At 74.4% G+C, this 24,240-nt stretch carries 22 protein-coding genes; 10 read left to right on the plus strand and 12 right to left on the minus strand.

Features of this window, described 5'->3' with window-relative positions:
- The first annotated feature begins 43 nt into the window (after positions 1-43).
- The 3 genes from I598_RS08685 to I598_RS08695 all read left to right on the plus strand — a co-directional run bounded on the left by I598_RS08685 (position 44) and on the right by I598_RS08695 (position 2,793).
- Entirely contained in the window at positions 44-1,432 is a 1,389-nt protein-coding gene (locus tag I598_RS08685; protein WP_232314299.1) for a TrkH family potassium uptake protein, read from the plus strand.
- A gap of 198 nt (positions 1,433-1,630) precedes the next feature.
- The gene (locus tag I598_RS08690) at positions 1,631-2,302 is read left to right on the plus strand and encodes a potassium channel family protein (RefSeq protein WP_068202620.1); all 672 of its coding nucleotides are present in this window, start codon (positions 1,631-1,633) and stop codon (positions 2,300-2,302) included.
- A gap of 5 nt (positions 2,303-2,307) precedes the next feature.
- Entirely contained in the window at positions 2,308-2,793 is a 486-nt protein-coding gene (locus I598_RS08695) for a P-loop nucleotide/nucleoside kinase family protein (RefSeq protein ID WP_068202621.1), read from the plus strand.
- Here I598_RS08695 and proC read toward each other — a convergent pair whose 3' ends face one another.
- The gene (gene proC, locus I598_RS08700; protein ID WP_335583280.1) at positions 2,794-3,621 is read right to left on the minus strand and encodes a pyrroline-5-carboxylate reductase; all 828 of its coding nucleotides are present in this window, start codon (positions 3,619-3,621) and stop codon (positions 2,794-2,796) included.
- 14 nt (positions 3,622-3,635) lie between these two features.
- Entirely contained in the window at positions 3,636-4,298 is a 663-nt protein-coding gene (locus tag I598_RS08705; protein WP_083973074.1) for a hypothetical protein, read from the minus strand.
- A 156-nt stretch (positions 4,299-4,454) separates the two neighbouring features.
- Between I598_RS08705 and radA the strand changes: the two genes are divergently transcribed.
- A complete protein-coding gene (radA, locus tag I598_RS08710) occupies positions 4,455-5,876 on the plus strand; it encodes a DNA repair protein RadA (protein ID WP_068202622.1) in 1,422 nt (473 codons plus the stop codon).
- A 27-nt stretch (positions 5,877-5,903) separates the two neighbouring features.
- Positions 5,904-6,995 (plus strand): DNA integrity scanning diadenylate cyclase DisA, encoded by a 1,092-nt coding sequence (gene disA, locus I598_RS08715; protein ID WP_068202623.1) that lies wholly within the window; start codon positions 5,904-5,906, stop codon positions 6,993-6,995.
- 15 nt (positions 6,996-7,010) lie between these two features.
- Here the strand turns inward: disA and I598_RS08720 are convergent, their stop codons facing one another.
- The gene (locus I598_RS08720; protein WP_068202624.1) at positions 7,011-7,778 is read right to left on the minus strand and encodes a hypothetical protein; all 768 of its coding nucleotides are present in this window, start codon (positions 7,776-7,778) and stop codon (positions 7,011-7,013) included.
- 769 nt (positions 7,779-8,547) lie between these two features.
- Here I598_RS08720 and I598_RS08725 point away from each other — a divergent pair.
- Positions 8,548-9,441 (plus strand): HhH-GPD family protein, encoded by an 894-nt coding sequence (locus tag I598_RS08725; protein WP_068205148.1) that lies wholly within the window; start codon positions 8,548-8,550, stop codon positions 9,439-9,441.
- Here the strand turns inward: I598_RS08725 and I598_RS08730 are convergent, their stop codons facing one another.
- Entirely contained in the window at positions 9,442-9,960 is a 519-nt protein-coding gene (locus I598_RS08730; RefSeq protein ID WP_068202625.1) for an amino-acid N-acetyltransferase, read from the minus strand. It lies immediately after the preceding gene.
- Between the two features lie 38 nt (positions 9,961-9,998).
- Complete coding sequence (locus I598_RS08735) at positions 9,999-10,952, minus strand: sugar-binding transcriptional regulator (protein ID WP_068202626.1); 954 nt, start codon at positions 10,950-10,952, stop codon at positions 9,999-10,001.
- A 107-nt stretch (positions 10,953-11,059) separates the two neighbouring features.
- On the opposite strand from I598_RS08735, the gene I598_RS08740 reads away from it, so the two are divergent.
- The 4 genes from I598_RS08740 to I598_RS08755 all read left to right on the plus strand — a co-directional run bounded on the left by I598_RS08740 (position 11,060) and on the right by I598_RS08755 (position 16,621).
- Positions 11,060-12,802 (plus strand): glycerol-3-phosphate dehydrogenase/oxidase, encoded by a 1,743-nt coding sequence (locus tag I598_RS08740; protein ID WP_068202627.1) that lies wholly within the window; start codon positions 11,060-11,062, stop codon positions 12,800-12,802.
- Between the two features lie 105 nt (positions 12,803-12,907).
- Positions 12,908-13,669 carry an MIP/aquaporin family protein gene (locus I598_RS08745; protein WP_068202628.1) on the plus strand — a complete coding sequence of 254 codons (762 nt, stop codon included), beginning with the start codon at positions 12,908-12,910 and terminating at the stop codon, positions 13,667-13,669.
- Positions 13,670-13,722: 53 nt separating this feature from the next.
- The gene (gene glpK / locus I598_RS08750) at positions 13,723-15,237 is read left to right on the plus strand and encodes a glycerol kinase GlpK (protein WP_068202629.1); all 1,515 of its coding nucleotides are present in this window, start codon (positions 13,723-13,725) and stop codon (positions 15,235-15,237) included.
- 82 nt (positions 15,238-15,319) lie between these two features.
- Positions 15,320-16,621, plus strand: coding sequence for an alpha/beta fold hydrolase (locus I598_RS08755; RefSeq protein WP_068202630.1), 1,302 nt, complete (start codon positions 15,320-15,322; stop codon positions 16,619-16,621).
- A 190-nt stretch (positions 16,622-16,811) separates the two neighbouring features.
- Here the strand turns inward: I598_RS08755 and I598_RS08760 are convergent, their stop codons facing one another.
- The 7 genes from I598_RS08760 to I598_RS08790 all read right to left on the minus strand — a co-directional run bounded on the left by I598_RS08760 (position 16,812) and on the right by I598_RS08790 (position 24,221).
- Positions 16,812-17,291 (minus strand): nucleoside deaminase, encoded by a 480-nt coding sequence (locus tag I598_RS08760; RefSeq protein WP_068205149.1) that lies wholly within the window; start codon positions 17,289-17,291, stop codon positions 16,812-16,814.
- An 8-nt stretch (positions 17,292-17,299) separates the two neighbouring features.
- Entirely contained in the window at positions 17,300-18,358 is a 1,059-nt protein-coding gene (locus I598_RS08765) for an ornithine cyclodeaminase family protein (protein ID WP_232314300.1), read from the minus strand.
- Complete coding sequence (locus I598_RS08770) at positions 18,355-19,272, minus strand: ABC transporter permease (RefSeq protein ID WP_068202632.1); 918 nt, start codon at positions 19,270-19,272, stop codon at positions 18,355-18,357. Before I598_RS08770 ends, I598_RS08765 begins: the two co-directional genes overlap by 4 nt.
- The gene (locus I598_RS08775) at positions 19,269-20,498 is read right to left on the minus strand and encodes an ABC transporter permease (protein ID WP_083973076.1); all 1,230 of its coding nucleotides are present in this window, start codon (positions 20,496-20,498) and stop codon (positions 19,269-19,271) included. The genes I598_RS08770 and I598_RS08775 overlap by 4 nt, the downstream gene beginning before the upstream one ends.
- Positions 20,495-22,180: an ABC transporter ATP-binding protein gene (locus I598_RS08780; RefSeq protein WP_068202633.1), complete on the minus strand. Its 1,686-nt coding sequence runs from the start codon at positions 22,178-22,180 to the stop codon at positions 20,495-20,497. The genes I598_RS08775 and I598_RS08780 overlap by 4 nt, the downstream gene beginning before the upstream one ends.
- Positions 22,181-22,244: 64 nt before the next feature.
- Positions 22,245-23,294 carry a BMP family protein gene (locus I598_RS08785; protein ID WP_068202634.1) on the minus strand — a complete coding sequence of 350 codons (1,050 nt, stop codon included), beginning with the start codon at positions 23,292-23,294 and terminating at the stop codon, positions 22,245-22,247.
- Between the two features lie 198 nt (positions 23,295-23,492).
- Positions 23,493-24,221, minus strand: a complete 729-nt coding sequence (locus I598_RS08790) for a GntR family transcriptional regulator (protein ID WP_232314301.1) — start codon at positions 24,219-24,221, stop codon at positions 23,493-23,495.
- Positions 24,222-24,240: the final 19 nt, after the last annotated feature.

Here is a 24,240-nt window from a genome sequence, read left to right on the forward strand (position 1 = left end):
GAGCACCACGCCTGGGGGACGAGACGACGGGAGGGCGCGGCCGGTGGCGAGACCGTTGCACGACCGCACCCGCACCCTGCGCGAGTGGGTGGACCGCACCGCCCGGCACTACCCGGCCCGCGTCGCCATGACCGTCTTCGCGGCCGTCGTCAGCATCTTCACCCTGCTGCTCCTGCCGCCCTGGGCGACGGCGTCCGGACGGCCCGCCCCCTTCGTCGACGCCCTGTTCACCGCCACGTCGGCCGTCTGCGTCACCGGGCTCGTCGTGGAGGACACCGGCACCTACTGGTCGGAGTACGGGCGCGTCGTCATCCTGCTCGGCATCAAGGTCGGCGGCCTGGGCGTCATGACGATCGCGTCGCTCGTCGGCCTGGCCGTGTCCCGCCGCATCGGGCTCACCCAGAAGCTCCTCACGGCGTCCGAGACGAAGTCGACCGGTCTCGGTCAGGTCGGCGACCTCATCCGCCTCATCGTCGTGGTGTCGCTGTCCATCGAGCTCGCCGTCGCGTTCATCCTCCTCCCCCGCTTCCTCGCCCTCGGCGAGTCGCTCGGGCAGTCCGCCTGGCACGCGCTGTTCTACGGCGTGTCCGCGTTCAACAACGCCGGGTTCGTGCCGACGGCCGAGGGACTGGTGCCGTACGCGTCGGACTGGTTCGTCGTCGTCCCGATCGCCCTCGGGGTGTTCATCGGCTCCCTCGGGTTCCCCGTCATGCTCAACCTGCTCCAGGCGCGGCGCGCGGGGAAGCGCTGGCGGCGCCTCATCACCCTGCACACCAAGCTCACCCTGACGACCTCGGCCGGCCTGTTCGTGGCGGGCGGTCTCGTCATCGGCGCGATGGAGTGGGGCAACCCGGCGACGCTCGGCGCGCAGGACCTGCACACCAAGGTGCTGTCCACGATCTTCGCGTCCGTCATGCCGCGCTCGGGCGGGTTCAGCACGTTCGACGTCGGGCAGATGCACGGCGAGACGTGGCTGGTCACCGACGCGCTGATGTTCGTCGGCGGCGGCTCGGCGTCGACCGCCGGCGGCATCAAGGTCACGACGCTGGCCGTCATGCTGCTCGCCATCCTCGCCGAGGCCCGCGGCGACCGGGACATCGACGTGTACGGGCGCCGCATCCCCCGCGACTCGTTGCGGCTGTCCATCGCCGTGGTGTTCATCGGCGCCACGATGGTGCTGGTGTCCTGCGTCGCGCTGGTGCGGATGACCGAGTTCTCCCTCGCGCCGATCCTCTTCGAGGTCATCTCGGCGTTCGCGACCGTCGGCCTGTCGACGGGCATCACCCCCGACCTCCCCGTCGGGGCGAAGTTCTGGCTGTGCGGCCTGATGTTCCTCGGCCGCATCGGCACGATCTCCGTGCTGGGCGCTCTCGCCCTGCGGGACCGGCGTCGCGTCATACGCTTCCCCGAGGAACGCCCGATCATCGGGTGATACGGAGGTGCAGCGCAGGGTGGGGACGAGGAACGAGGACCCGCCCGCAGCGGAACCGCAGGCTCACCCGACAAGATGACCGGGTGAGACGGAGGTGCAGCGCAGGGTGGGGACGAGGAACGAGGACCCGCCCGCAGCGAAACCGCAGGCTCACCCGATCATGTGAACCGAGTGACATCCCCGTCTGGAAGGACCACAGTGGCTGACAGGAAAGCTCCGGAGCGGGACGCAGGCGTGCTCGTCATCGGGCTGGGCCGGTTCGGGTCGTCGCTCGCGACGACGCTGGACCGGTTGGGCCAGGACGTGCTGGCCGTGGAGTCGGACGACCGGCTGATCGCGCAGTGGACCGGGCGTCTGCCGCTGGTGCAGGCGGACGCGTCGAACCCGGAGGCGCTCGAGCAGCTGGGCGTGCACGACTTCGGGGTCGCCGTGGTCGGCGTGGGCACGGCGCTGGAGGCGTCGGTGCTCATCACCGGCAACCTCGTGGACCTCGAGGTGCCGCAGATCTGGGCGAAGGCCGTCTCCGCGGAGCACGGGCGCATCCTCACGCGGATCGGCGCGCACCACGTCGTCTACCCGGAGTCGGACGCCGGGTCGCGGGTGGCGCACCTGGTGAGCGGCAAGATGCTCGACTACATCGAGGTGGAGGACGGTTTCACGATCGTGAAGATGCGTCCGCCGCGCGAGATGCAGGGCTTCACGCTCGCCCAGTCGGACATCCGCCGGAAGTACGGCATCACGGTCATCGGTGTGAAGTCGCCGGGCGTGGACTTCGCGTACGCGACCCCGGAGACGCGGGTGAGCTCGAACGACCTGCTGGTCTGCTCGGGTCACGCGGACCTGCTGGAGCGGTTCTCCGCCCGGCCGTGAGGACCATGCCGCCGCCCGTCGTCGTGCTCGTCTGCGGTCCGGCGGGGTCGGGCAAGACGACCCACGCCCGCGCCCTGGAGCGCGCCGGGTGGGTCCGCCTGTCCTTCGACGACGAGGCCTGGGCGCGCGGCCACCGGGACCACCCGGTGGACCCCGCGGCGGTGGCCCGGGTGCACGCCGGTCTGCAGGCGGACCTGCTGCGGCTGGTCGCGGCGGGTCGGCAGGTCGTGGTGGACACGTCGTTCTGGTCCCGGGCGTCCCGCGACGCCTACCGGGCGGTGCTGGCCCCGACGGGTGCCACCGTCGTCGTGCACCTGCTGGACACGCCGCGCGACGTCGTGCTGGCCCGACTGGCCGCTCGCCGCGGCACGGGCGGCGACGACGTCGTCGTGCCGCAGGAGCTCGCCGTCGCCTACCTGGACGGGTTCGAGACGCCGACGGACGACGAGGGTCCGCTGGTCGTCGTGCCGGGCACCGGCGACGACGACTGATCAGCCGAGCTCGGCGGCGAGCTCCTTCGAGCGGGCCTGGGCGGCCTCGAGGGCGGCCAGGAACGCGGCGCGCACGCCGCCCTCGTCGAGCTTCTGCAGGGCGCGGATCGTGGTGCCGCCGGGCGAGGAGACCTTCTCCCGCAGCACGACGGGGTGCTCGCCGGTCTCGGCGAGGAGCTTCCCGGAGCCGAGGACGGTCTGCACGGCGAGGCGGCGCGCGACGTCGCGGGTGAGGCCGAGCAGGACGCCCGCCTCGGCCATGGCGTCGACGACGTAGAACACGTACGCGGGGCCGGACCCGGCCAGCGCCCCGAACGCGTCGATGTCCTTCTCCGTGATGCGGACGGTCTCGCCGGTGCCGGCGAGGAGCGCCTCGACGAGCGCGACGTCGTCGTCGGACGCGGTGGGCCCGGCGACGACGGCGGTGATGCCTGCCCCCACCTGGGCGGGTGTGTTGGGCATGGTCCGCACGACGGGCTGCCCGTCGGGCAGGTGCGCGGCGTACAGGGACAGCGGCAGCCCGGCGGCGACGCTCACGACCACGGCACCCGGCTCCAGGGCCGGGCCGACGAGGTCGAGGAGCGCGACGACGTCCTTCGGCTTGACGCCCACGACGACGATGCGCGCGCCGGCGACGGCGGCGGCGTTGTCGGTGGTGGTGCCGACGCCGTACCGGTCGGCCAGCGCCTCGCCGCGCTCGGCGCGACGGACGGTCGCGACGACGTCGGACGGCGCCAGCCCGGAGGCCAGCGCCCCGGCCAGCACGGCCTCCGCCATGTTCCCCGTCCCGAGGAAGGCGACCTTCGTCCCGGCGATCTGCGTGCTCACGGTGTTCTCCTGGGTCACATCGGGAAGGACTGGTAGAAGTCCTCGACGAGCTCGGCGGGGCCGGTGGCCTGGAGGACGACGGTGCCGTTGCGCCACGTCACGACGGACGTGCCCGCCCCGCCGCCGGGCGTGACGGCGTAGGTGCCGACGGTCTCGCCGCCGACGGTGACGTCGCCGCTGAGGGTCGGCTCTCCCGCCGCCTCCAGCAGGACGGCGTGGACCTCGCCCGCCGCGTCGGCGTCCGCCCACTGCCCGACGACCAGGTCCACCTGCTCGCCGCCCTCGCTGCCGTCGCCGTAGGTGACGGTCCAGGACTCGACGGCGCCGGAGTCGTCGACCCACGCGGTGTTCTCAGCGACGTCGAGGCGCACGAGCTGGAGGACGGAGTCCGGCATCGAGGACAGCAGCTCGGTGGGGCCCTCGGGCAGCTCCGCGGCCTCGGCGGTGGGGGTCGGCGGCGGGGCGGTCACGGTGACGTCGGGCACCGGTTCGCCCTGGCGGGCGAACCCGGGCCACACGAACGCGGTGACGAGCGCGATCGCGACGACCGCGACCAGCGCGCCGACGAGCAGCAGCCGACGTCGGCGGACGACCGCCGTGTGCGACGTTCTCTGGTGCACCTTGTCTCCCGGGGTCCGGAATCCCGGGGAGAGGTACCCCGGCTTCTGGTCGACCATGGACGTCCTCCTGCTCTGCGACCGCAGGGCGCTCCGACGACCGCGACGCGGTGCAGCCTACGGCCTGACGCCCTCCGTGCGCCGTCGCGTCCACGGCCGGTCGCGGATCCGGCCGGTCGCCCCGCACCTGTCGGTGCCTCGCCCTAGCGTGGGCCCGTGACCACGACGACCCGCGCCGCCCGCTCGAAGTCCACGAAGCCCGCCTACCGGTGCTCCGAGTGCGGCTGGACCACTGCGAAGTGGGTGGGCCGCTGCGGCGAGTGCCAGGCGTGGGGCAGCGTCACGGAGGAGGGTCCGGCGTCGGCCGGTCCGCGCACCACGGCGGTGGCCCCGGTGCGTTCGGCGGCGCGTCCCATCGGGGAGATCGACGTGGACTCGGCGCGGGCGACGCCGACCGGCGTCGACGAGCTCGACCGGGTGCTGGGCGGCGGGCTCGTCCCGGGGGCCGTGGTGCTCCTGGCGGGCGAGCCCGGCGTCGGCAAGTCGACGCTGCTGCTGTCGGTCGCGTCGAACGCGGCGCGCGGGGCCGACGGCCGCCCTCGCACCGTGCTGTACGTGACGGGCGAGGAGTCCGCCGGGCAGGTGCGGCTGCGCGCGGAGCGGATCGGCGCGCTCGCGGAGACGCTGCTGCTCGCCGCCGAGACCGACCTCGCCACCGTGCTCGGGCACGTCGAGCACGCGGAGCCCGCGCTGCTCATCGTGGACTCCGTGCAGACCATCGCCTCGGCGGAGGTGGACGGTGCCCCCGGTGGCGTCAGCCAGGTCCGCGAGGTCGCGGGCGCGCTCATCGCCACCGCCAAGGCGCGGCAGGTGCCGGTGCTGCTCGTCGGGCACGTCACCAAGGACGGCACCGTGGCCGGGCCCCGCACCCTGGAGCACCTGGTGGACGTCGTCTGCCAGTTCGAGGGCGACCGGCACTCCCGGCTGCGCATGGTGCGGGCGGTCAAGAACCGGTTCGGCCCCACGGACGAGGTCGGCTGCTTCGAGCTGTCCGAGACGGGCATCGAGGGGCTGGCCGACCCGAGCGGGCTGTTCCTCTCCCACCTCGGCGCGGGGGTGCCGGGCACCTGCGTCACGGTGACCCTCGAGGGCCGCCGCCCGCTCGCCCTGGAGATCCAGTCGCTCGTCGCGCCGTCGCCGCTGGCGAACCCACGGCGCGCCACCAGCGGCGTCGAGTCGCAGCGGCTCGCGATGATCCTCGCGGTGCTGCACCGGCACGCCGGGCTGCGCCTGGCGGACAACGACGTGTACGCCTCCACCATCGGCGGCGCCCGCGTCACCGAGCCCGCCGCGGACCTCGCCACCGCGCTGGCCATCGTCTCCGCCCAGACGGGCGAGGCCCTGCCGGCCGGGACGATCGCCGTGGGCGAGGTCGGCCTCGCGGGCGACATCCGGCCGGTCACCGGCCTCGACCGGCGCCTCAGCGAGGCGGCCCGTCTCGGCTTCACCCGCGCCGTCGTGCCCGCCGGGACGACGGCCAAGGCGCCCGCCGGGCTCGTGCTGTCCGAGGCGCGCCACATCGCCGAGGCCGTCGAGATGGCCTCGAGCGCCCAGGATGCGGCGCGTACCCGGCGATGAGGTCCGCTCAGGCCGTAGAATGCCCAGGTGGCTCCCTCCTCCGCGTCCGCGCACCCCGACGCCCAGCTCCGGGAGACCCTCGCCACCGTGGCGCCCGGCACCGAGCTCCGTGACGGTCTGGAGCGCATCCTGCGAGGACGGACCGGCGCGCTGATCGTGCTCGGCCACGACAAGACGGTCGAGGAGATCTGCTCCGGCGGGTTCGTGCTCGACGTCGAGTTCTCCGCGACCCGCCTGCGCGAGCTGTCCAAGATGGACGGCGCGGTCGTCCTCGACCGCGACGCGACCCGCATCCGCCGCGCCGCCGTCCAGCTCCTGCCCGACCCGACGATCGAGACCAGCGAGTCCGGCACCCGGCACCGCACCGCCGAGCGCGTCGCCATCCAGACGGGGCTGCCGGTGATCTCCGTGAGCCAGTCCATGCGGATCGTCGCGATCTACATGGGCAGCCAGCGCCACGTCCTGGAGGACTCGGACACCATCCTCGGCCGCGCCAACCAGGCCCTCGCCACGCTCGAGCGCTACCGTTCCCGCCTCGACGAGGTGTCCGGCACGCTGTCCGCGCTGGAGATCGAGGACCTCGTCACCGTGCGCGACGTCTGCGCCGTCGTGCAGCGCCTCGAGATGGTGCGCCGCATCTCCGACGAGATCGACGGCTACGTCGTCGAGCTCGGCACCGACGGCCGGCTCCTCGCCCTCCAGCTCGACGAGCTCATCGGCGGCATCGGCGCCGACCGCGACCTCGTCGTGCGCGACTATGTGGACGTCGACCGGTCGGGCCGTGGCGTCACCGAGGTGCACGCCGACCTCGCCGCCCTGGACTCCGCACAGCTCCTCGACCTGTCCCAGATCGGGCGCGTCCTCGCGCTGCCCGGCTCCGGCGCCGCCCTCGACGCAGCCGTCGCGCCGCACGGCTACCGCCTGCTCTCCAAGGTGCCGCGCCTGCCGTCCGCCATCGTGGACCGCCTCGTGCTGCACTTCGGCGGGCTGCAGAAGCTCCTCGCCGCGAGCGTCGACGACCTCATGAGCGTCGACGGCGTCGGCGACCAGCGTGCCCGTGCCGTGCGCGAGGGCCTGTCCCGGCTCGCCGAGTCCAGCATCCTCGAGCGCTACGTCTGACGCCGCGGCGGCGCGCTAGCTGACCGCGTCCCCGGCGGCGGGCGTGCCGTCGTCCGGCTCGCCGCTCTCGTCGCCGGACGGCGGGGCCTCGCCCTCCTCGCCGTCGGCGGGCTTCTCGTCGCCCTTCGCACCGTCGCCCTTCGCGTCGGCGCCCTTCGCGTCGGTGCCCTTCGCGTCGGCGCCCTTCGCGTCGTCCTTCGGCTCCGGGGCCGGAGCATCGACGGCCAGGGTGAGCGGCTCGCCCTGCGCGCCCTGCACATCACCGAGCGCGGGCGTCAGGGTGTAGCTCCCGGCACCGACCTCGGACGGCTTGCCCTCGCACTTCGCGTTCGACGTCGAACCGCTCCAGCGCGTCGACACCTCCCACGTCTCGCCCTGGCCGAGCAGCGCCGGCGTCTCGGAGCCGCCCGTGCAGTCGGCCGACGACCACACCCGCTCGCCGTCGGCGTCGGTCACCGTGACCTGGAGGTTCGACGGCGAGGCGTCCACCAGGCAGGGCACGCGCCCGAGGTTGGTGACGGTGAGGGTGAGGTCGACGGGGTCGCCGGGGGTCATCCGGGTGGCGCCACCCGTGAGGTCGAGGCCCACCACCTCGGGCGCGCACGACCGGGCCACCCCGGCCAGGTCGAGCGGCTCGGGCGGTGCCGCCTTGTCGGCGAGCAGCTCAGGGACCGGGTCGGGCCACACGTCGCGCACCCACTGCACGCCCTGGGCGACGCCGTACCCGGCGGTCGTGCCCAGGCCGACGAGCAGGGCCGTGCACAGGAGCACCATGGCGGTCATGCGGTTCCGACGCTGCCGACGACGCAGCTCGGCGGCGCTCGGTCGCTTCGGAGCGGGCCGGGTCCGCGGACGCGGCGTGGCACCGGGCGCGACGAGCCCGTTGGTCGTGACCGTGCGGCGTCCTGACGACCCGGACCGCGCGGTGCCCGTCCGCTGGGCACCCGTCCGCGCCGACGACGACCGCGCACCCGAGGCGCTGCGGGACCGGGACGTGCTCGTGGAGGTCCGGGAGCCGGAGGCCCGGGGGCTCGTGGAGCGGCTGGTCGTGGACCTCGTGCCCGCACCCTTCGTGGCGCCGGAGGTGGAGGGACGGGCCTTCGCGGCTCCGGACTTCGGTGCGGCAGACCTCGACGTGCCCGCCTTCGGGGTCGTCGCGCGGCCGGAGGACGGCTTCGCGGGCCCCTTCGCCGCGCTCTTCGCGGCAGGGCGCGCGGAGGCGCCCTTCGCCGATGCCCCGCGCGCGGCCGGGCTGCCGGTGGTGCGCCCCGACGAGGTGCCCTTCGCGCCCCCCGTCCGCGGGGCGGAACCCGAGGTCTTGCGGGGGGCGGACGACCGCGACGAGCCTCCCGAGGCCGCGCGCCCGGACGAGCGCGCCGACGACGCCGGGCGTCCCCCGCCCGTCGCGCCTCGTCCGTCCTTCGATGCCGCCACTACGCCCCCGCCTTGTCGCACACGTCCTGCTGCGGCAACGCTACGCGTGCCGCCTCGGCGGGCGATCGCGCCGCGCCGACGGACCGGTACCCCGTCCGAGCAGGCACAATGGTCGACCGTGCAGCAGGTTGTCGATCAGGTCGCCGGTCAGGTCGTCGAGCAGATCACCGACTGGTTCGCGGGTGCCGCCCGCGACCTGCCGTGGCGCGCGCCGGACCGGACGCCGTGGGGCGTGCTGGTCAGCGAGGTCATGCTGCAGCAGACCCCGGTGGTGCGGGTCGAGCCGGTGTGGCGCGAGTGGACGGCGCGCTGGCCCTCCCCCGCCGACCTCGCGGCCGCTCCCACCGCGGACGTGCTGCGCGCCTGGGGCCGGCTCGGCTACCCGCGCCGCGCGCTGCGTCTCGCCGACTGCGCCCGCGCGATCGTGGAGCGCCACGAGGGCGTGGTCCCCGACGACGAGGACGCCCTGCGGGCTCTCCCCGGCGTCGGGGAGTACACGGCCGCCGCCGTGCGGGCGTTCGCCTTCGGGCGGCGCTCGGTCGTGGTGGACACGAACGTGCGGCGGGTCCAGGCCCGGGCGATCACCGGCGTCGCGCTCCCGGCCCCCTCCTACACCGCCGCCGAGCGCCTGCTCGCCGCGTCCCTGGTGCCGGCCGACGACGACGGCGCCGCACGCTGGGCGGCGGCCTCCATGGAGCTGGGGGCGCTCGTGTGCACGGCGCGCGTGCCGCGCTGCGGCGCCTGCCCCGTGCGGGCGGAGTGCGCGTGGCGGCTGGCCGGGTTCCCGCCCGACGCGCACGCCGACCGACGCCGCACCCAGTCGTGGGAGGGCACCGACCGCCAGGTGCGAGGCCGGGTCATGGCCGCCCTGCGCGGTGCGGACGGACCCGTGCCGCGGGCCCTGCTCGCCGACGCCGGACCGCAGCCGCAGCTCGACCGGTGCCTGGCCGGGCTCGTCGAGGACGGGCTGGCCGAGACCGACGAGGCCGGGCGCTTCCTGCTCCCGGCCTGATCAGAGCTCGAGCAGCATCCGGGTGTTCCCGAGGGTGTTCGGCTTCACCCGCGCGAGGTCGAGGAACTCGGCGACACCGTCGTCGTGCGACCGCAGCAGCTCGGCGTACACCTCGGTGGTGACCGGCGTGCCGTCGATCTCGCGGAACCCGTGCCGGGCGAAGAACTCGACCTCGAACGTGAGGCAGAAGATGCGCCGCAGCCCCATCGCGCGGGCACGCCGCACGAGCTCGTCGACCAGCGCGTGCCCCACACCCTTGCCGGTCCAGGCCGGGTCCACGGCGAGGGTGCGGATCTCGGCCAGGTCGCTCCACATGACGTGCAGCGCCCCGCAGCCGACGACGCCGAGCTCGCCGGCGTCCGCCACGGCGAACTCCTGGACGGCCTCGTAGTAGGCGACCCACTCCTTGGCGAGCAGGATCCGGTCGGCGGCGTACGGCTCGACCAGGTCGTGCACGGCGCGGACGTCCGCGGGCAGCGCGGGGCGGACGGCGAAGGGGACCGTGGGTTCCTCGGGCACGGCCTCACCCTACGTGCGCGCCCGTCGCGGGCACCTCGTCACGGCTGCTCGACCAGCCTCGTCGCGGTGATCTCGTCCACCACGAGGTCGGTCACGACGCCGGCCGCGAGCGCCGCGCGCAGCGGTGCCACCTTGCCGTCCCCGGCGGCGACGCACAGCCGGCGCGGGTAGCGGGCGAGCTGGTCGGGGGTGGGTCCGGTGGCGCGGGCGTTGATCGCGAGGTCGCGGAACGTGCCGTCGGGGCGCAGGAACACGGTGCACACGTCGCCGACGGCGCCCGCGTCGCGCAGCGCAGCCCGGTCCTCCGGGTCCAGGTAGCCGGCGGCGTACACGTGCGACGGGACGACGGACTCCAGCGCACCGACGGAGAACAGGGCGACGTCGGTGCGCGCCTGCACGTCGAGCACCCGGCGCACGGACCGTTCGCGCCACATGGCGGCGCGGGTCTCGGCGTAGTCGAAGAACGCGGGGACGGGGAAGTAGTGGGGCTGCGCCTCGAAGGCGGACGCGAACCTGTCGAGCAGGGCGCCGACGTACCCGTAGCCGGAGGTGCGGGTGTTGGCGGCGCCGTTGAGCTGCACGACGTGGGCACCGCGGGTGGGCTTGACCGCCAGGTGCTCGGCGACGGCGCCCACGGTGGTGCCCCATGCGATGCCGAGCACCATGTCGGAGTCGACCATGCGGGCCACGAGCCGGGCAGAGGTCAGCGCGACCTGGGTCAGCCGTTCGGCGGGGTCGGCGTCGTCGGGCACCGGGACGACGTAGACCTCGATGCCGTGCCGGGTGGCGAGCTCCCGGCCCAGGCCGGGTGCCAGGGAGTGCGCGGGCCGCAGCGTGATCTCGACGATGCCGGTCTCCCGGGCCCGGCGCAGCATGCGGGACACCGTGGAGCGGGAGGTGCGCAGGTGCCGGGCGATGGCCTCCATGGTCATGTCCTGGAGGTAGTACATGGTCGCGGCCATCACGACGTCGCGGTCACGGGAGAACGTCATATCCCCGAGGATGCGCCCCTCCGAGCCTCCGTGCACGTTTGTGCACTCATGTTGCGAGAACGTTCGAGGGGTGTTCGGGTAGGAGCAGCCCGAGAGGAGAACAGCCGATGGCGTCACGGATCACCGCAGACTCACGCACCCGCGCGCTCGCCGCGCTCGAGAGTTCCCAGGAGTCGGCCAGCGAGCTCGACGTCCTCGTCATCGGTGGTGGTGTCACGGGTGCGGGCATCGCCCTCGATGCCGTCACGCGCGGACTGTCGACCGCGATCGTCGAGGCGCAGGACTGGTCCGCCGGCACGTCGAGCTGGTCGAGCAAGCTCGTCCACGGCGGCCTGCGCTACCTGCAGATGCTCGACTTCTCGCTCGTGCACGAGGCCCTCACCGAGCGGGACCTGCTGCTCAAGGAGATCGCCCCGCACCTGGTCAAGCCCGTCCCGTTCCTCTACCCCCTGGAACACCGGGTGTGGGAGCGGGCCTACGTCGGCGCAGGCATCGCCCTGTACGACACGCTCGCGGCGATCGCGCCGGGACGTCGTGCCATGCCGATCCACCGGCACCTCACCCGCCGGCAGATCGCCCGCAAGTTCCCCGACCTCGCCCACGAGGCCGCCATCGGCGCCGTCCAGTACTGGGACGCCTCCGTCGACGACTCCCGCCTCGTGTCCACGATCGTGCGCACCGCCGTCGACTACGGCGCCCACGCGGCGTCCCGCACCCAGGTCGTGGCCCTGACCAAGAGCGCCACCGGGGCCGTCAACGGCGCCGTCGTCGTCGACCTGGAGACCGGGCGCGAGATCGCCGTGCGCGCCCGGCACGTCATCAACGCCACCGGCGTGTGGACCGAGGACACCGAGGCCCTCGCCGGCGACGAGGGCGGCCTGCGGGTCCTCGCGTCCAAGGGCATCCACATCGTCGTCCCGCGCGAACGCATCAAGGGCAAGGTCGGGCTCATCCTGCAGACCGAGAAGTCCGTGCTGTTCATCATCCCGTGGTCCCGCTACTGGATCATCGGGACCACGGACACCCCGTGGGACCTCGACCCCGTGCACCCCGTCGCCACCGCCACGGACATCGACTACGTGCTCGACCACGCCAACGCCGTGCTCGCCCACCCGCTGACGCGTGACGACGTCATCGGCACCTACGCCGGCCTGCGGCCCCTGCTGCAGCCCGGCACCAAGGAGGGCACCAGCTCCGCCAAGGTGTCCCGCGAGCACACCGTCGCCTCCCCCGCACCCGGCCTCACCGTCATCGCGGGCGGCAAGCTCACCACCTACCGCGTCATGGCCAAGGACGCCGTCGACTTCGCCATCGGGCAGCGTGCTGCCGCGCTGGCATCCGTCACCCACCAGATCCCGCTCGTCGGCGCCGTCGGCCTCGCCGCCGTCCGCCGCCAGGCCCGCACCTGGGCGCAGCGGTACCGCTGGAGCCCGGCCATGGTGGACCACCTGCTGCACCGGTACGGCTCCATGCTGCGCGAGCTCGTCACCCTCTGCGAGGAGGACCCGTCGCTCGCCCGACCGCTCGAGCACGCACCGGCCTACCTGCGCGTCGAGATCCACTACGCCGTCAGCCACGAAGGGGCCCTCCATCTGGAGGACCTCATGCTGCGCCGCACCCGCCTCGTCTACGAGGTCCCGGACAAGGGCCGCGCCGCCGTCGCGGAGATCGCCGACGTCGTCGCGCCCGTCCTCGGCTGGGACGACGCCACCAAGCAGCGCGAGATCGACTCCTACCTCGCGCGCGCCGACGCCGAGGACGCCGCCGCCCGCCAGGCCGACGACGAGACGGCCGACGCCGCCCGCAAGCAGGCCCCCGACATCGCCGCGTGGCAGCCGCTGCGCAGCTGACCCCCACGCCGCCCGGTACCCCGCCGGGCGGCCCGAGCAGGACCGGCGCCCCGACCGGGGCGACCGGAGAGCGGACGACGTCGTCCGAGACAAGGAGAGTCGACGATGGACTCATTGCTCATGAACGCCTTCTGGTCCGAGGTCGTCGGCACAGCGATCCTCATCCTCCTGGGTGCCGGTGTCGTCGCCAACGTCATCCTCCCCAAGACCAAGGGATTCAACGGCGGCTGGCTCCTCATCAACTTCGGGTGGGGCCTCGCGGTGTTCGCCGGCGTGTTCGCCGCCTACAAGTCCGGCGCGCACCTCAACCCCGCCGTCACCATCGGGCTGTACTCCGCGGACCTGCCGTTCGCGACCCTCACCGGCCCCGAGGGCAACATCACCGCCACGATCGAACCGACCGTCGGCAACATGTTCATGTACTTCGGCGCAGAGCTGCTCGGTGCGTTCATCGGCGCCGTGCTCGCCTTCCTCGCCTACAAAAAGCACTTCGACCAGGAGGCGCCCGCCGCCATCAAGCTCGCCGTGTTCTCCACCGGCCCCGAGGTGCGCTCCTACGGCTGGAACGTCGTCACCGAGTTCCTCGCCACCTTCGTGCTCGTGTTCTTCGTCGTCGTCTCCGGCAAGACGCCGTCCGGTCTCGGGCCGCTCGCCGTCGCCCTGATCGTCGTCGGCATCGGCGCGTCCCTCGGTGGCCCCACCGGCTACGCGATCAACCCCGCCCGCGACCTCGGCCCGCGCATCGCCCACTTCATCCTGCCCATCAAGGGCAAGGGCTCCAGCGACTGGGGCTACTCGTGGGTGCCGATCGTCGGCCCGCTGCTCGGTGGTGTCGCCGCCGGCCTCCTCGGCGCCGCCTACTCCTGACCCGCACCCCGCACCCGCTCCGCACCACACCGACGTGAAGGGACCCACCCGAAATGGCTGACTACGTCCTCGCCATCGACCAGGGCACCACCAGCTCCCGAGCCATCGTCTTCGACCACTCCGGCCGCATCGTCGCGACCGGGCAGCTCGAGCACGACCAGATCTTCCCCCGCGCAGGCTGGGTCGAGCACAACGCCGAGCAGATCTGGAACAACGTCCGCGAGGTCGTGGGCCTCGCGCTGACCCGCGCCAACATCTCCCACGTCGACCTCGCGGCCATCGGCATCACCAACCAGCGCGAGACCGCCGTCGTCTGGGACCGGACCACCGGCAAGCCCGTCTACAACGCCATCGTCTGGCAGGACACCCGCACCCAGTCGATCGTCGACGAGCTCGGCGGCGACGCCGGGGCCGACAAGTACAAGGCGGTCGTCGGCCTGCCGCTCGCCACCTACTTCTCCGGCCCCAAGGTCAAGTGGATCCTCGACAACGTCGACGGCGCCCGCGAGGCCGCCGACCGGGGCGACCTGCTGTTCGGCAACACCGACACGTGGGTCGTGTGGAACATGACCGGCGGCGTCGAGGGCGGCGTGCACGTCACCGACGTCACCAACGCGTCCCGCACCATGCTCATGGACCTCGACACCCTCAGCTGGAGCGAGGACATCGCCGCCGACATGGGCATCCCGCTGTCCATGCTGCCGGAGATCAAGTCGTCCTCCGAGGTGTACGGCGAGGGCCGCCTGCGCGGCATGGTCCCCGGCGTCCCCATCGCCGGCATCCTCGGCGACCAGCAGGCCGCCACCTTCGGGCAGGCGTGCTTCGACGTCGGCACCGCCAAGAACACCTACGGCACCGGCAACTTCATGCTGCTCAACACCGGCACCGAGAAGGTCCCGTCGAAGAACGGCCTCCTCACCACCGTCTGCTACAAGATCGGCGACGCGGACGCCGTCTACGCCCTCGAGGGCTCCATCGCCGTCACCGGGTCCCTCATCCAGTGGCTGCGCGACAACCTCGGCATGTTCGAGGACTCCCCCGACGTCGAGTGGCTCGCCCGCAAGGTCGACGACAACGGCGGCGCCTACTTCGTCCCCGCCTTCTCCGGGCTCTTCGCGCCCTACTGGCGGCCCGACGCCCGCGGCGCACTCGTCGGCCTCACCCGGTACGTCAACCGCAACCACATCGCCCGGGCCTCGCTCGAGGCCGTGGCGTTCCAGACCCGCGAGGTCGTCGACGCCATGCGGCTCGACTCCGGCGTCGAGCTCACCGAGCTCAAGGTCGACGGCGGCATGGTCGCCAACGAGCTGCTCATGCAGTTCCAGGCCGACCAGCTCGGCGTCGACGTCGTGCGGCCCAAGGTCGCCGAGACCACCGCGCTGGGCGCCGCCTACGCCGCCGGCATCGCCGTCGGCTTCTGGTCCGGCACCCAGGACGTCGTGGACAACTGGGTCGAGGGCAAGCGCTGGTCGCCGTCCATGGCGGACGACGAGCGCGAACGCCTCTACCGCAACTGGAAGAAGGCCGTCACCAAGACGTTCGACTGGGTGGACGACGACGTGCAGTAGACGTCGTCCGCGCACGACGAAGGGGCCGCTCGTCACGAGCGGCCCCTTCGTCGTGCCGGGACGCGCCTCGTACGCTGGGCCGGTGAGCAGCCCCGTCTCGTACACCCTGCCCGGCGTCCACGTCACCGACCGCACCCTGCCCGTCCCCCTCGACTGGACCCGCCCCGACGACCCGCGCACGCTCACCCTGTTCGTCCGCGAGCTGGTCGACCCCACCCGCCGCGACGACAAGCTGCCCCTGCTCGTGTTCCTCCAGGGCGGCCCCGGCGGCAAGGGTCCCCGCCCCACGGGACCCGACGGGTGGGTCGCCGAGGCGCTCAAGCGCTTCCGCGTCGTCCTGCTCGACCAGCGGGGAACGGGCCGGTCCTCCGCCGTCCGCGCGGGCGCTCTCACGGCGCTCGGCGACGGCGAGACGCAGGCGGCGTACCTCGCGCACTTCCGCGCCGACTCGATCGTGCGCGACGCCGAGCACGTGCGCACCACCGTGTACGGCGGGCGCCGCTGGTCCAGCCTCGGCCAGTCCTACGGCGGCTTCATCACCCTCACCTACCTGTCGATCGCCCCCGAAGGCCTCGCCGCGTGCTACGTCACCGGCGGCCTCGCCGGGGTCACCGCGAGCGCCGAGGAGGTGTACGAGCGCACCCAGGCCCGCGTCGTCGCGAAGAACGCCCGGTACCGCGAGCGGTACCCCGACGACGTCGAGAAGGTCGCACGCATCGCCGACCGGATCGCGGTCGGTGACGTCCGCCTGCCCGGCGGCGACCTGCTGAGCGTCGAACGGTTCCAGTCCCTCGGCATGGCGTTCGGCATGGGACCCGGGTTCGAGAAGGTGCACTGGATCGTCGACGAGGCGTTCGACGACGACGCACCCGACGAGCTCACCGACACCTTCCTCGCCGAGGTGGAGGCCGCCACGTCGTTCGCCACCAACCCGATGTACGCCGTCCTGCACGAGTCGATCTACGCCCAGGCCGGCGGCGGCCCCACCGCGTGGGCCGCGCAGCGGGTGCGCGACACCGACGGCGCGTTCCACCCCGCCGAGCGCCCGCTGCTGTTCACCGGCGAGATGATCTACCCCTGGATGTTCGACCAGGTCGCCGCCCTGCGGCCGTTCCGCGACGCCGCGCACGCACTGGCGCGACGGGACGGCTGGGGTGACCTCTACGACCTCGACGTGCTCGCGACCAACGAGGTCCCGCTGGAGGCCGCCGTCTACTTCGACGACATGTTCGTCGACGCCGACCTCTCCCTCGACACCGCCGCCCGGGTCCCCGGCGCCCGCACCTGGGTGACCAACGAGTTCGAGCACGACGGCCTGCGCGCCGGCGACGTCCTCGCCCGCCTCCTCGACCGCATGGACGCCCGCGGCGGTGCCCGCTCCTGACGCCCGCTTGGACGCCGCCGCGCTGACTGGCCGAAACCTGCGCTGACTCGCGCCACCGTGCGCTGACTGGCCGAAACCTGCGCTGACTCGCGCCCCCGGGTGTCCGCGAGTCAGCACGGTTCGGCGCGAGTCAGCGCGGTTCGGCGCGAGTCAGCACGGTTCGGCGCGAGTCAGCGCAGAACCCCGCGAGTCAGCGCGAGGCTGCGTGGTGGCGGAACGGCTCCAGGCCCTCGTCGCCGAGCAGCGGGCCGACGACGTCGATCCGCGCGTCGGACGCCGCGACGACGTCGGCACAGCGGAGCGTGAACCCCGGCGGGCCGGGGGCGACGGCGCGGATGTCGGCGGCCGCGGTGCCGAAGACGATGCGTGCGACACCCGACCACACGAGCGCGGCCGCGCACATGGGGCACGGCTCACCGGACGCGTACATCGTGCCGCCGACGACGGCGGAGCGGTCGGCGGACGCGACCGCGCGGACGGCGTCGAGCTCGGCGTGCGCGGTCGGGTCGCCGGTCTGCGCGACGGTGTTGCGGCCGGTGGCCAGGACGCGCCCGTCGGCGGCGACGAGGACGGCGCCGAACGGCTTGTTCCCGGCTGCGAGGGTGTCGAGCGCGATCCGCAGCGCCGCGTCGAGGTGGGTCGGGTCCACCGCGGTGAGGTCGTCGGTCATGGTGACCATCATGCCGACAGGTCGACGGCGAGGCCGCGTCCGGCGGCGCGGGCGGCGTCGACGAGCAGCCGGCCGATCGCGACGTCCAGCAGCCCGAGCCCGACGGAGTCGAACAGCGTGACCTCGTCGGCGGACCGGCGCCCGGCCGCCCGGCCGGTGACGACGTCCCCGAGCTCGAGCCGGCAGTCGTCGGCCGTGACGGCCCCCTCGGCGATGGCGAGCAGCGCGTCCCCGGACTCGTGCAGCGCGGTGGCCACGGAGTCCACGACGATGCGCGAGCGGCGCATCGCCTCGCCGTCGACCTCCCGGTGGTCCGGACGGGGCGGCGCGCCGACGACGTTCACGTGCAGCCCGGGGTGGAACCACTCGCCGAGCACGACGGGCTCGCGGGACGGCGTGAGGGTGGCCACGACGTCGGCGGCGCCCACGGCTGCGGCCGAGGTGTCGACCCGGGCGGCCTTGAGCTCGGGGTGCCGCGCCGCGACCTGCTCGACGAACGCCGCGGCGGTGCCGTCCGAGCGCGTCCAGAAGAGCACCTGCTCCAGCGGCCGCACCGCGGCGATCGCACTGACGTGCTCCAGCGCGAGCCCGCCGGCGCCGACGAGCCCGAGCACGCGGGCGTCGTCGGGGGCGAGCCACCGGGTCGCGACGGCGCTCGCGGCGGCGGTGCGCAGGCGGGTGGGCAGCCCGCCGTCGAGGATCGCGACGGGTGCGCCGTCGTCGGCGTCCGACAGGACCAGCACGGACCGCTGGGCGGGCAGCCCGCGGTCGCGGTTGCGGGGGATGTCGGCGAGCAGCTTCGAACCGCCGAGCCCGGCCCGGCGCGAGACGGCCGTCATGGGCAGGAAGTGCACGTCGTCGTCGACGGCGGCGACGCTCAGCGGGGCCTGCGCGGCCGTGCCGTCCGCGAGGTCGGCGAACGCCTGCTCGACGACGGCGACGACGTCGGCCGGGGCGACGAGCCCGGTGAGGTCGGTGCGGGTGAGGACGAGCGGCACGGGGCCTCCAGGGGTCGGGCGGACGGTCGGCGAGGGGCGGGCTGCGGGGCGGAGCGCGGGTGCGGTCACGCGAGCCGCCCCTGCCGCACGAACGAGGTGGTGAGCCCGGCGGGCGGGCGGCTGTGCGTGACGAGCCCGGCCACGGCCAGGAGCGCGAGCACGTACGGGAGCGCCACGAGCAGCGCGAACGGCACGTCCACCCCGAGGGCGGGCAGCGTGAACTGGAGCGCCTGAGCGAGACCGAAGACGACGGCGGCGACGGCCACCCCGACGGGCCGCCAGCTCCCCGCGATGACGGCGACCACGGCGAGGTAGCCCACCCCGGCGGTCATGTTGTCGGTGAAGGTGTGGACCTCGGACAGCGCGAGCTGGGTGCCGGCGAGCCCGGCGAGCAGCCCGACGACCACCACGGCGGCGAACCGGACCCGCAGCACGGGGATGCCGGACCGGTCGGCGCTGGCGGCGTCCTCCCCGACGGCGTCGATCGCCAGGCCCCAGCCGGTGCGGCGGGTCGTGAGGACGGCGAGCACGACGACGAGGGCGATCAGCGCGTACCCGAGGCCGGTCTGGCGGAACAGCGCGGGGCCGAGCACGGGCAGGTCGGCGAGAAACGGCACCTCGACGCGGGCGAAGCCGGGCACCGGGGTGCCGCGCTCCAGCAGGAGCCGGGCGCCGAACGTCGTGCCGGCGAGGGCGAGCGCGTTGACGGCGAGACCGGTGACGATCTGGTCGGCGCGCAGCCAGACCGACAGCGCGGCCTGGAGCGCGCCGACGAGGACCCCCGCCAGCGCCCCGCACGCGACGCCGGTGAGGGCGGACCCGCTGGCGGTGGCCCCGACGACGGCGGCGAACGCCCCGGTGAGCATCATGCCCTCGACGCTCATGGTGAGGACGCCGGCGCGCTCCCCCACGAGCTCCCCGCTCGCGGCGACGAGCACGGGGATCGCCAGCGCGATGCTGGCGACGAGCAGGTCGGTGATCATGACGTGACCTCCGTCGTGGTGCGGGTGCGCCGCGGGCGCCGGGCGGCCCGAGGCGTGCGGCGCACGGCCCAGATCGCGGTCCCGGCGACGCCGACGATGATGAGGCTCTCGAGGATCTGGGTGATGGACGCCGGGACCCCGGCTGCGAGCTGCAGGTTGATGCCGCCCGAGGTGAGGAACCCGAGGACGGTCGCGATGCCGACGGCCGCGCTGAACGAGCCGCGGGCGAGCAGCCCCACGACCAGGCCGGAGAACCCGTACCCGGAGGACAGCCCGTCGTCGAGCACGTGCGGCGCGGACGCGACGAGCACGCCGCCCGCGACCCCCGCCGCGGCCCCGGCGGTGGTGAGCGAGCTGAACCGCAGGCGGTCCACCGGCAGGCCGAGCCGCAGCGACGCGGGCCGGGACATCCCGACGGCGGTGAGGCGCACCCCGGTGGCGGTGCGCCGCACCACGACCGCCGCGACCGCGGCGCCGGCGAGGGCCAGCACGATCGCGACGGTCGCGGGCGAGCCGGGCAGGCCGAGCAGCGGCAGGTGCGAGGCCTCGACGAGCGGGGCCGACTGCGGCAGCGTCTCGGAGCTTGTCACCGGCTGGCGCAGCAGCGCCTCCTCGTGCACGGAGAGCACCAGCACGGCCACGCCGACGAAGTTGAGCAGCAGGGTGGTGATGACCTCGCTGACGCCGCGGCGCACCGCGAGCCACGCCGCGATGGACGCCCACGCCGCGCCGCCGAGCGCGGCGGCGAGCAGCAGCAGCGGGAGGGCGACGACGGCCGGCACCCCGGCCGGGAGGGTGGTGCCGACGGCGGTCGCGGCGACGGCGCCGACGCAGATCTGCCCCTCGCCGCCCACGTTCACCAGGCCCGCCCGGTGCGCCACGAGGAACCCGGTCGCGACCAGCAGCAGCACCGCGGCGACGTTGAGCGACGACCCGATGGCGTACGGCGTGCCGACCATGCCCTCCCACAGCGCCGTCGCCGCCTCCGCGGGGGTGGCGCCCGCGAGCGCCGCCAGCGCGGTGGCGACCGCCAGCGCGCCGAGGACGGCGGCCAGCGGGACGAGGACGGGCCGGGCGTCGAGGAGCCGGTCCTTCGGGCTCCGTGCCGGCCTGGCCTCCGGCGTGCGGGCCGCGGGTCCGCCGCCGTCGGGCGGTGCCGTGGAGGCGGCCGCCTCCCGGTCCGGGCCGGGGACGACGGCCGGCGTCGTCGAGGTCGGGACGGTCATGCGTCTGCTCCCGTCATGAGGTGGGCGACGCGGTCGCGCGCACCCGGGTCGGCGGTGGGGACGGGGCCGCTCAGGGCGCCCCGGTAGGCGACGTGCACGCGGTCGCACAGGGCGAGCAGCTCGGACAGCTCGCTGGACACGACGAGCACGCCCACCCCGGCGGCCGCGGCGGCGCGCAGGTGCCCGACGACGGCGTCGACGGCGCCGAGGTCGAGACCGCGGGTGGGTTGGGCGGCGACGACGCAGCGCAGGGGATCGAGGCTGAGCTCGCGCGCCAGGACGGCCTTCTGCTGGTTGCCTCCCGACAGCGACGACATCGGGGCCTCCAGGCTGGCGGCGCGGACGTCGAAGCGGCGGGCGAGGTCCTCGGCGGCGGCCCGCACCGACCGCCGGTCGAGCAGGCCGAACCGGCGGTGCCGGTGCAGGCGGCCGAGCAGCAGGTTGGCGCTGACGCTCAGCCCGGCGACTTCGGCCTCGTGGTGGCGGTCCTCCGGGACGACGCCGAGCCCGAGGGCCGTCCGGCGGCGCGGCGCGGCGGTGGTGACGTCGGTGCCCGCGAGGAGCACCTGCCCCGCGGTCGGGCGGACGGCGCCGGACAGCGCGGCCACGAGCTCGCTCTGACCGTTGCCCTCGACCCCGGCGATGCCGACGATCTCGCCGGGGCGCACCTCGAGGTCGACGCCGTCGACCCGGCGGGCACCGTCGTCGCCCACCACGACCAGCCCGCGCACGGCGAGCACCGCATCCACGGCGGGGATGTCCGGGGCGTCCGGGGCCGGGGCGGCCCGGACCGCGGAAGCCGGAGCGGCGTCCTGCTCCGCGTCCGCACCGCCGGCGGGCAGCGGCTCCAGGACGCCGACGCTCGCGGCGAGCACCGGGTCGAGGGTGGAGGAGTCCCGGCCGACCATGAGACCGACGAGGTCCCCGGCGGTGAGCCCCGGTGCGCCGTCTCGCGCGAGGGCGCCGCCGCCGACCACGCGACCGCCGCGGAGCACGGTCGCCCGGTCGCCGACCCGCATCACCTCGGCGAGCTTGTGGGTGACGAGCACGACGGCGGTGCCGGTGGCCGCGACCCGGCGGCACGTGGCGAGCAGGCCGTCGATCTCGTCGGGGCCGAGGACGCCGGTGGGCTCGTCGAGCAGCAGCAGGCGAGGGCTGTCGAGGAGGGCCTTGACGATCTCGACCCGCTGCCGGGCCCCGACGCTCAGCGACCCGGCGCGGGCGGCGAGGTCGACGTGCAGGCCGAGGGACTCGTCGATGTCGGCGAGCCGGCGCGCCAGGCCGGCACGGTCCGGGCGCAGGCGACGCACGCCCCGGCCCAGCAGCAGGTTCTCCTCGACGGTGAGCGTCGGCACGAGGGAGAAGTGCTGGTGGACCATCGCGACGCCGCGCGCCAGCGCGTCCGCGGGGGAGGCCGGGGCGAACGGCTCGGCGTCGAGCAGCACCTCGCCGCGGGTCGGCGGCAGGGAGCCGAACACGATGTTGCACAGCGTCGACTTGCCGGCGCCGTTCTCGCCGAGCACGCAGTGCACCTCCCCCGCGGCGACCTCCAGGTCGACCGCGTCGAGGGCCGTGTGGGCGCCGAACACCCGGGTCACGCCGCGCAGGCGCAGCGCGGGGGACGGCGCGGCGCCGTCGTGCTCGGGGTCTGCCGCGACGGGCGGCGGGAGGGTGGTCGACATCGGGGGGCTCCTCTCGACGGGTCGTGCCCGGCCGCCGGGTGGGCGGCCGGGCGGACGGTCCGGGTCAGTACGCGGCGACCTCGCCGCTCGCCAGGGCGGCGGTGAGCTCGTCGAGGGTGGCGGCGGTCTCCGGGTCGTCGGTGCAGAGCACGAACTCGGTCCCGCCGAGGTCGGAGGTCAGGCCGAACGGCACCTGCGCCGCCTCCCACGTGCCGTCGAGCACGGACTGCACGGCGTGCTCGACCTCCGTGCCGATGTCGGTGCGGACGTACCCGACGTACGGGCTGCCCTCGACGCACTCGCCCGGGATCGGGCCGCCGATCATCGAGGCGTCCGCGTCCTGCGCGGCCTGCTCGATGCCCTGCTTGCCGAGGTTGACGATCTGCCCGATGACGTCGACCCCGACGCCGTAGTTCGCGGCCGCGGCCTGCTTCGCCTTGGCGGGGTCGTTGAAGTCGCCGATGTACTGGGGGGTGACGACCTCGGTGCCGGGCACCGCGGCCTCGGCCCCGTTCGCGAACGCGACCGACGCGTTGACGATCGCCGGCAGCTCGACACCGCCGATGAAGCCGACCTTGCCCGTCTCCGACGACAGCGCCGCGACGGCGCCCGACAGGTACTCGGCCTCGGCCTGCTGCGGGTCGTAGTAGGCGAGGTTGTCCAGCGGCTCGGCGTCGGCGGGGCCACCGATCTCGACGAACTTCACGTCGGGGAACTGCGGGGCGACCTTGCGCAGGTCGGCGTCGGTCTGCCCGCCGACGGAGATGACGAGGTCGGAGGTGCTGGCGAACCGCTGGAGCGTCTGCTCGTAGTCGGCCGCCGCGACCTCCTCGACGAACGACAGCTCGACGGCGTCCCCGTGCTCGGCGGCGACCCGCTCGTAACCGAGGTGGGCCGACTCCATGAAGCCCGTGTCCGACGTCGAGCCCGGCAGGAACACCCCGACCGTGAGCGGCTCGGCACCGTCGGCCGGCGTGTCCTCGGCCTCGGCGGTGGTGCCGCACGCCGTGAGGACGACGAGGCCGCTCACGGCGAGGAACGCGCCGACGGCGGTGCGGCGGCTGCGGCGGGGGTCGGTGGGGCGGGACGGGGCGGCGGGGCGGGTGCTGCGCATGGGTCCTCCAGGTCGAGTTAGCGGTATACCACTAACCCGCAGTCTGCTGACCCCGTGTTTCCGATGCGTCAATCGGCCGTAAATGCTGCGTGACCTCTGTCACGGACGGGCGACCGACCGGCACGAGCGTCTCCGGTCGACCCACCACCGGCGCGGGCAGGGCCGCTCGGAGACGCTCGCGTCCGGCGGCGGCGACCGTCAGGCGGTCTGCCGGCCCCGGTTGCGGGTACGCGTGACCTCGACCGGGTCGATGGGCGCCGACGCCCACGACGCCGCGAGCGCCAGGCTCGGCTCCCGGCCCGACGTCACGTGCCCGTGCGCCAGCAGCGCGACGGCGTCCGCGTCGCGGGCCGCGATCGCCGCCAGCATCGCGGCATGCTCCTCGCACTGCTCGTGCGTGTCGCGCTGCTTGGTCAGGTGGAACAGCCACCGCACCCGTGCGTCCAGCGGCGCCAGCATCGAGCGCAGCAACGGGTTCCCGCACGCATGCACCACCGCCGCGTGGAACCCCGCGTTCGCGGCCGCCGTCGCGGCGTCGTCGTGCCGGGCGAGCGCGTCCCGTGCCGCGTCGACGGCGGCCCCCATCGCCGCCAGGTCGGCGTCCGAGCGCTTCAGCGCCGCCAGCCGGAACGCCAGCACCTCGACGCTCTCGCGCACCTCGAACAGCTGCTCGACGTCCGCCCGCGTGAACGGCGCCACCAGCGCCCCCTGGCGCGGCACCAGCACGACCAGCCCCTCGCTCTCCAGCTGGTGCAGCGCCTCGCGCAGCGGCACCCGTGACACCCCCAGCTCCGCGGCGATGTCACGCTCCACCAGCCGCTGGCCGGGATGCAGGTCGAGGCCGATGATGCGCGCCTTGAGCGCCTCGTACGCCGTCTCGCGCAGCGACCGGCGTGCGCCGTCGGCGGGTGCGGGGCTCGTCGTCACGCCCCTGATCCTAGAGAGC

The organism is Isoptericola dokdonensis DS-3 (assembly GCF_001636295.1).
Taxonomy (GTDB): Bacteria; Actinomycetota; Actinomycetes; order Actinomycetales; family Cellulomonadaceae; genus Isoptericola; species Isoptericola dokdonensis.

Bases quoted from the DNA above. Each gene is read 5' to 3' on its own strand.
- I598_RS08695 (WP_068202621.1), top strand. From the start codon at position 2,308: ATGCCGCCGCCCGTCGTCGTGCTCGTCTGCGGTCCGGCGGGGTCGGGC.
- I598_RS08705 (WP_083973074.1), bottom strand. From the start codon at position 4,298: ATGGTCGACCAGAAGCCGGGGTACCTCTCCCCGGGATTCCGGACCCCG.
- I598_RS08720 (WP_068202624.1), bottom strand. From the start codon at position 7,778: ATGACCGCCATGGTGCTCCTGTGCACGGCCCTGCTCGTCGGCCTGGGC.
- I598_RS08735 (WP_068202626.1), bottom strand. From the start codon at position 10,952: ATGACGTTCTCCCGTGACCGCGACGTCGTGATGGCCGCGACCATGTAC.
- I598_RS08740 (WP_068202627.1), top strand. From the start codon at position 11,060: ATGGCGTCACGGATCACCGCAGACTCACGCACCCGCGCGCTCGCCGCG.
- I598_RS08745 (WP_068202628.1), top strand. From the start codon at position 12,908: ATGGACTCATTGCTCATGAACGCCTTCTGGTCCGAGGTCGTCGGCACA.
- glpK (WP_068202629.1), top strand. From the start codon at position 13,723: ATGGCTGACTACGTCCTCGCCATCGACCAGGGCACCACCAGCTCCCGA.
- I598_RS08760 (WP_068205149.1), bottom strand. From the start codon at position 17,291: ATGACCGACGACCTCACCGCGGTGGACCCGACCCACCTCGACGCGGCG.
- I598_RS08770 (WP_068202632.1), bottom strand. From the start codon at position 19,272: ATGATCACCGACCTGCTCGTCGCCAGCATCGCGCTGGCGATCCCCGTG.
- I598_RS08775 (WP_083973076.1), bottom strand. From the start codon at position 20,498: ATGACCGTCCCGACCTCGACGACGCCGGCCGTCGTCCCCGGCCCGGAC.
- I598_RS08780 (WP_068202633.1), bottom strand. From the start codon at position 22,180: ATGTCGACCACCCTCCCGCCGCCCGTCGCGGCAGACCCCGAGCACGAC.
- I598_RS08785 (WP_068202634.1), bottom strand. From the start codon at position 23,294: ATGCGCAGCACCCGCCCCGCCGCCCCGTCCCGCCCCACCGACCCCCGC.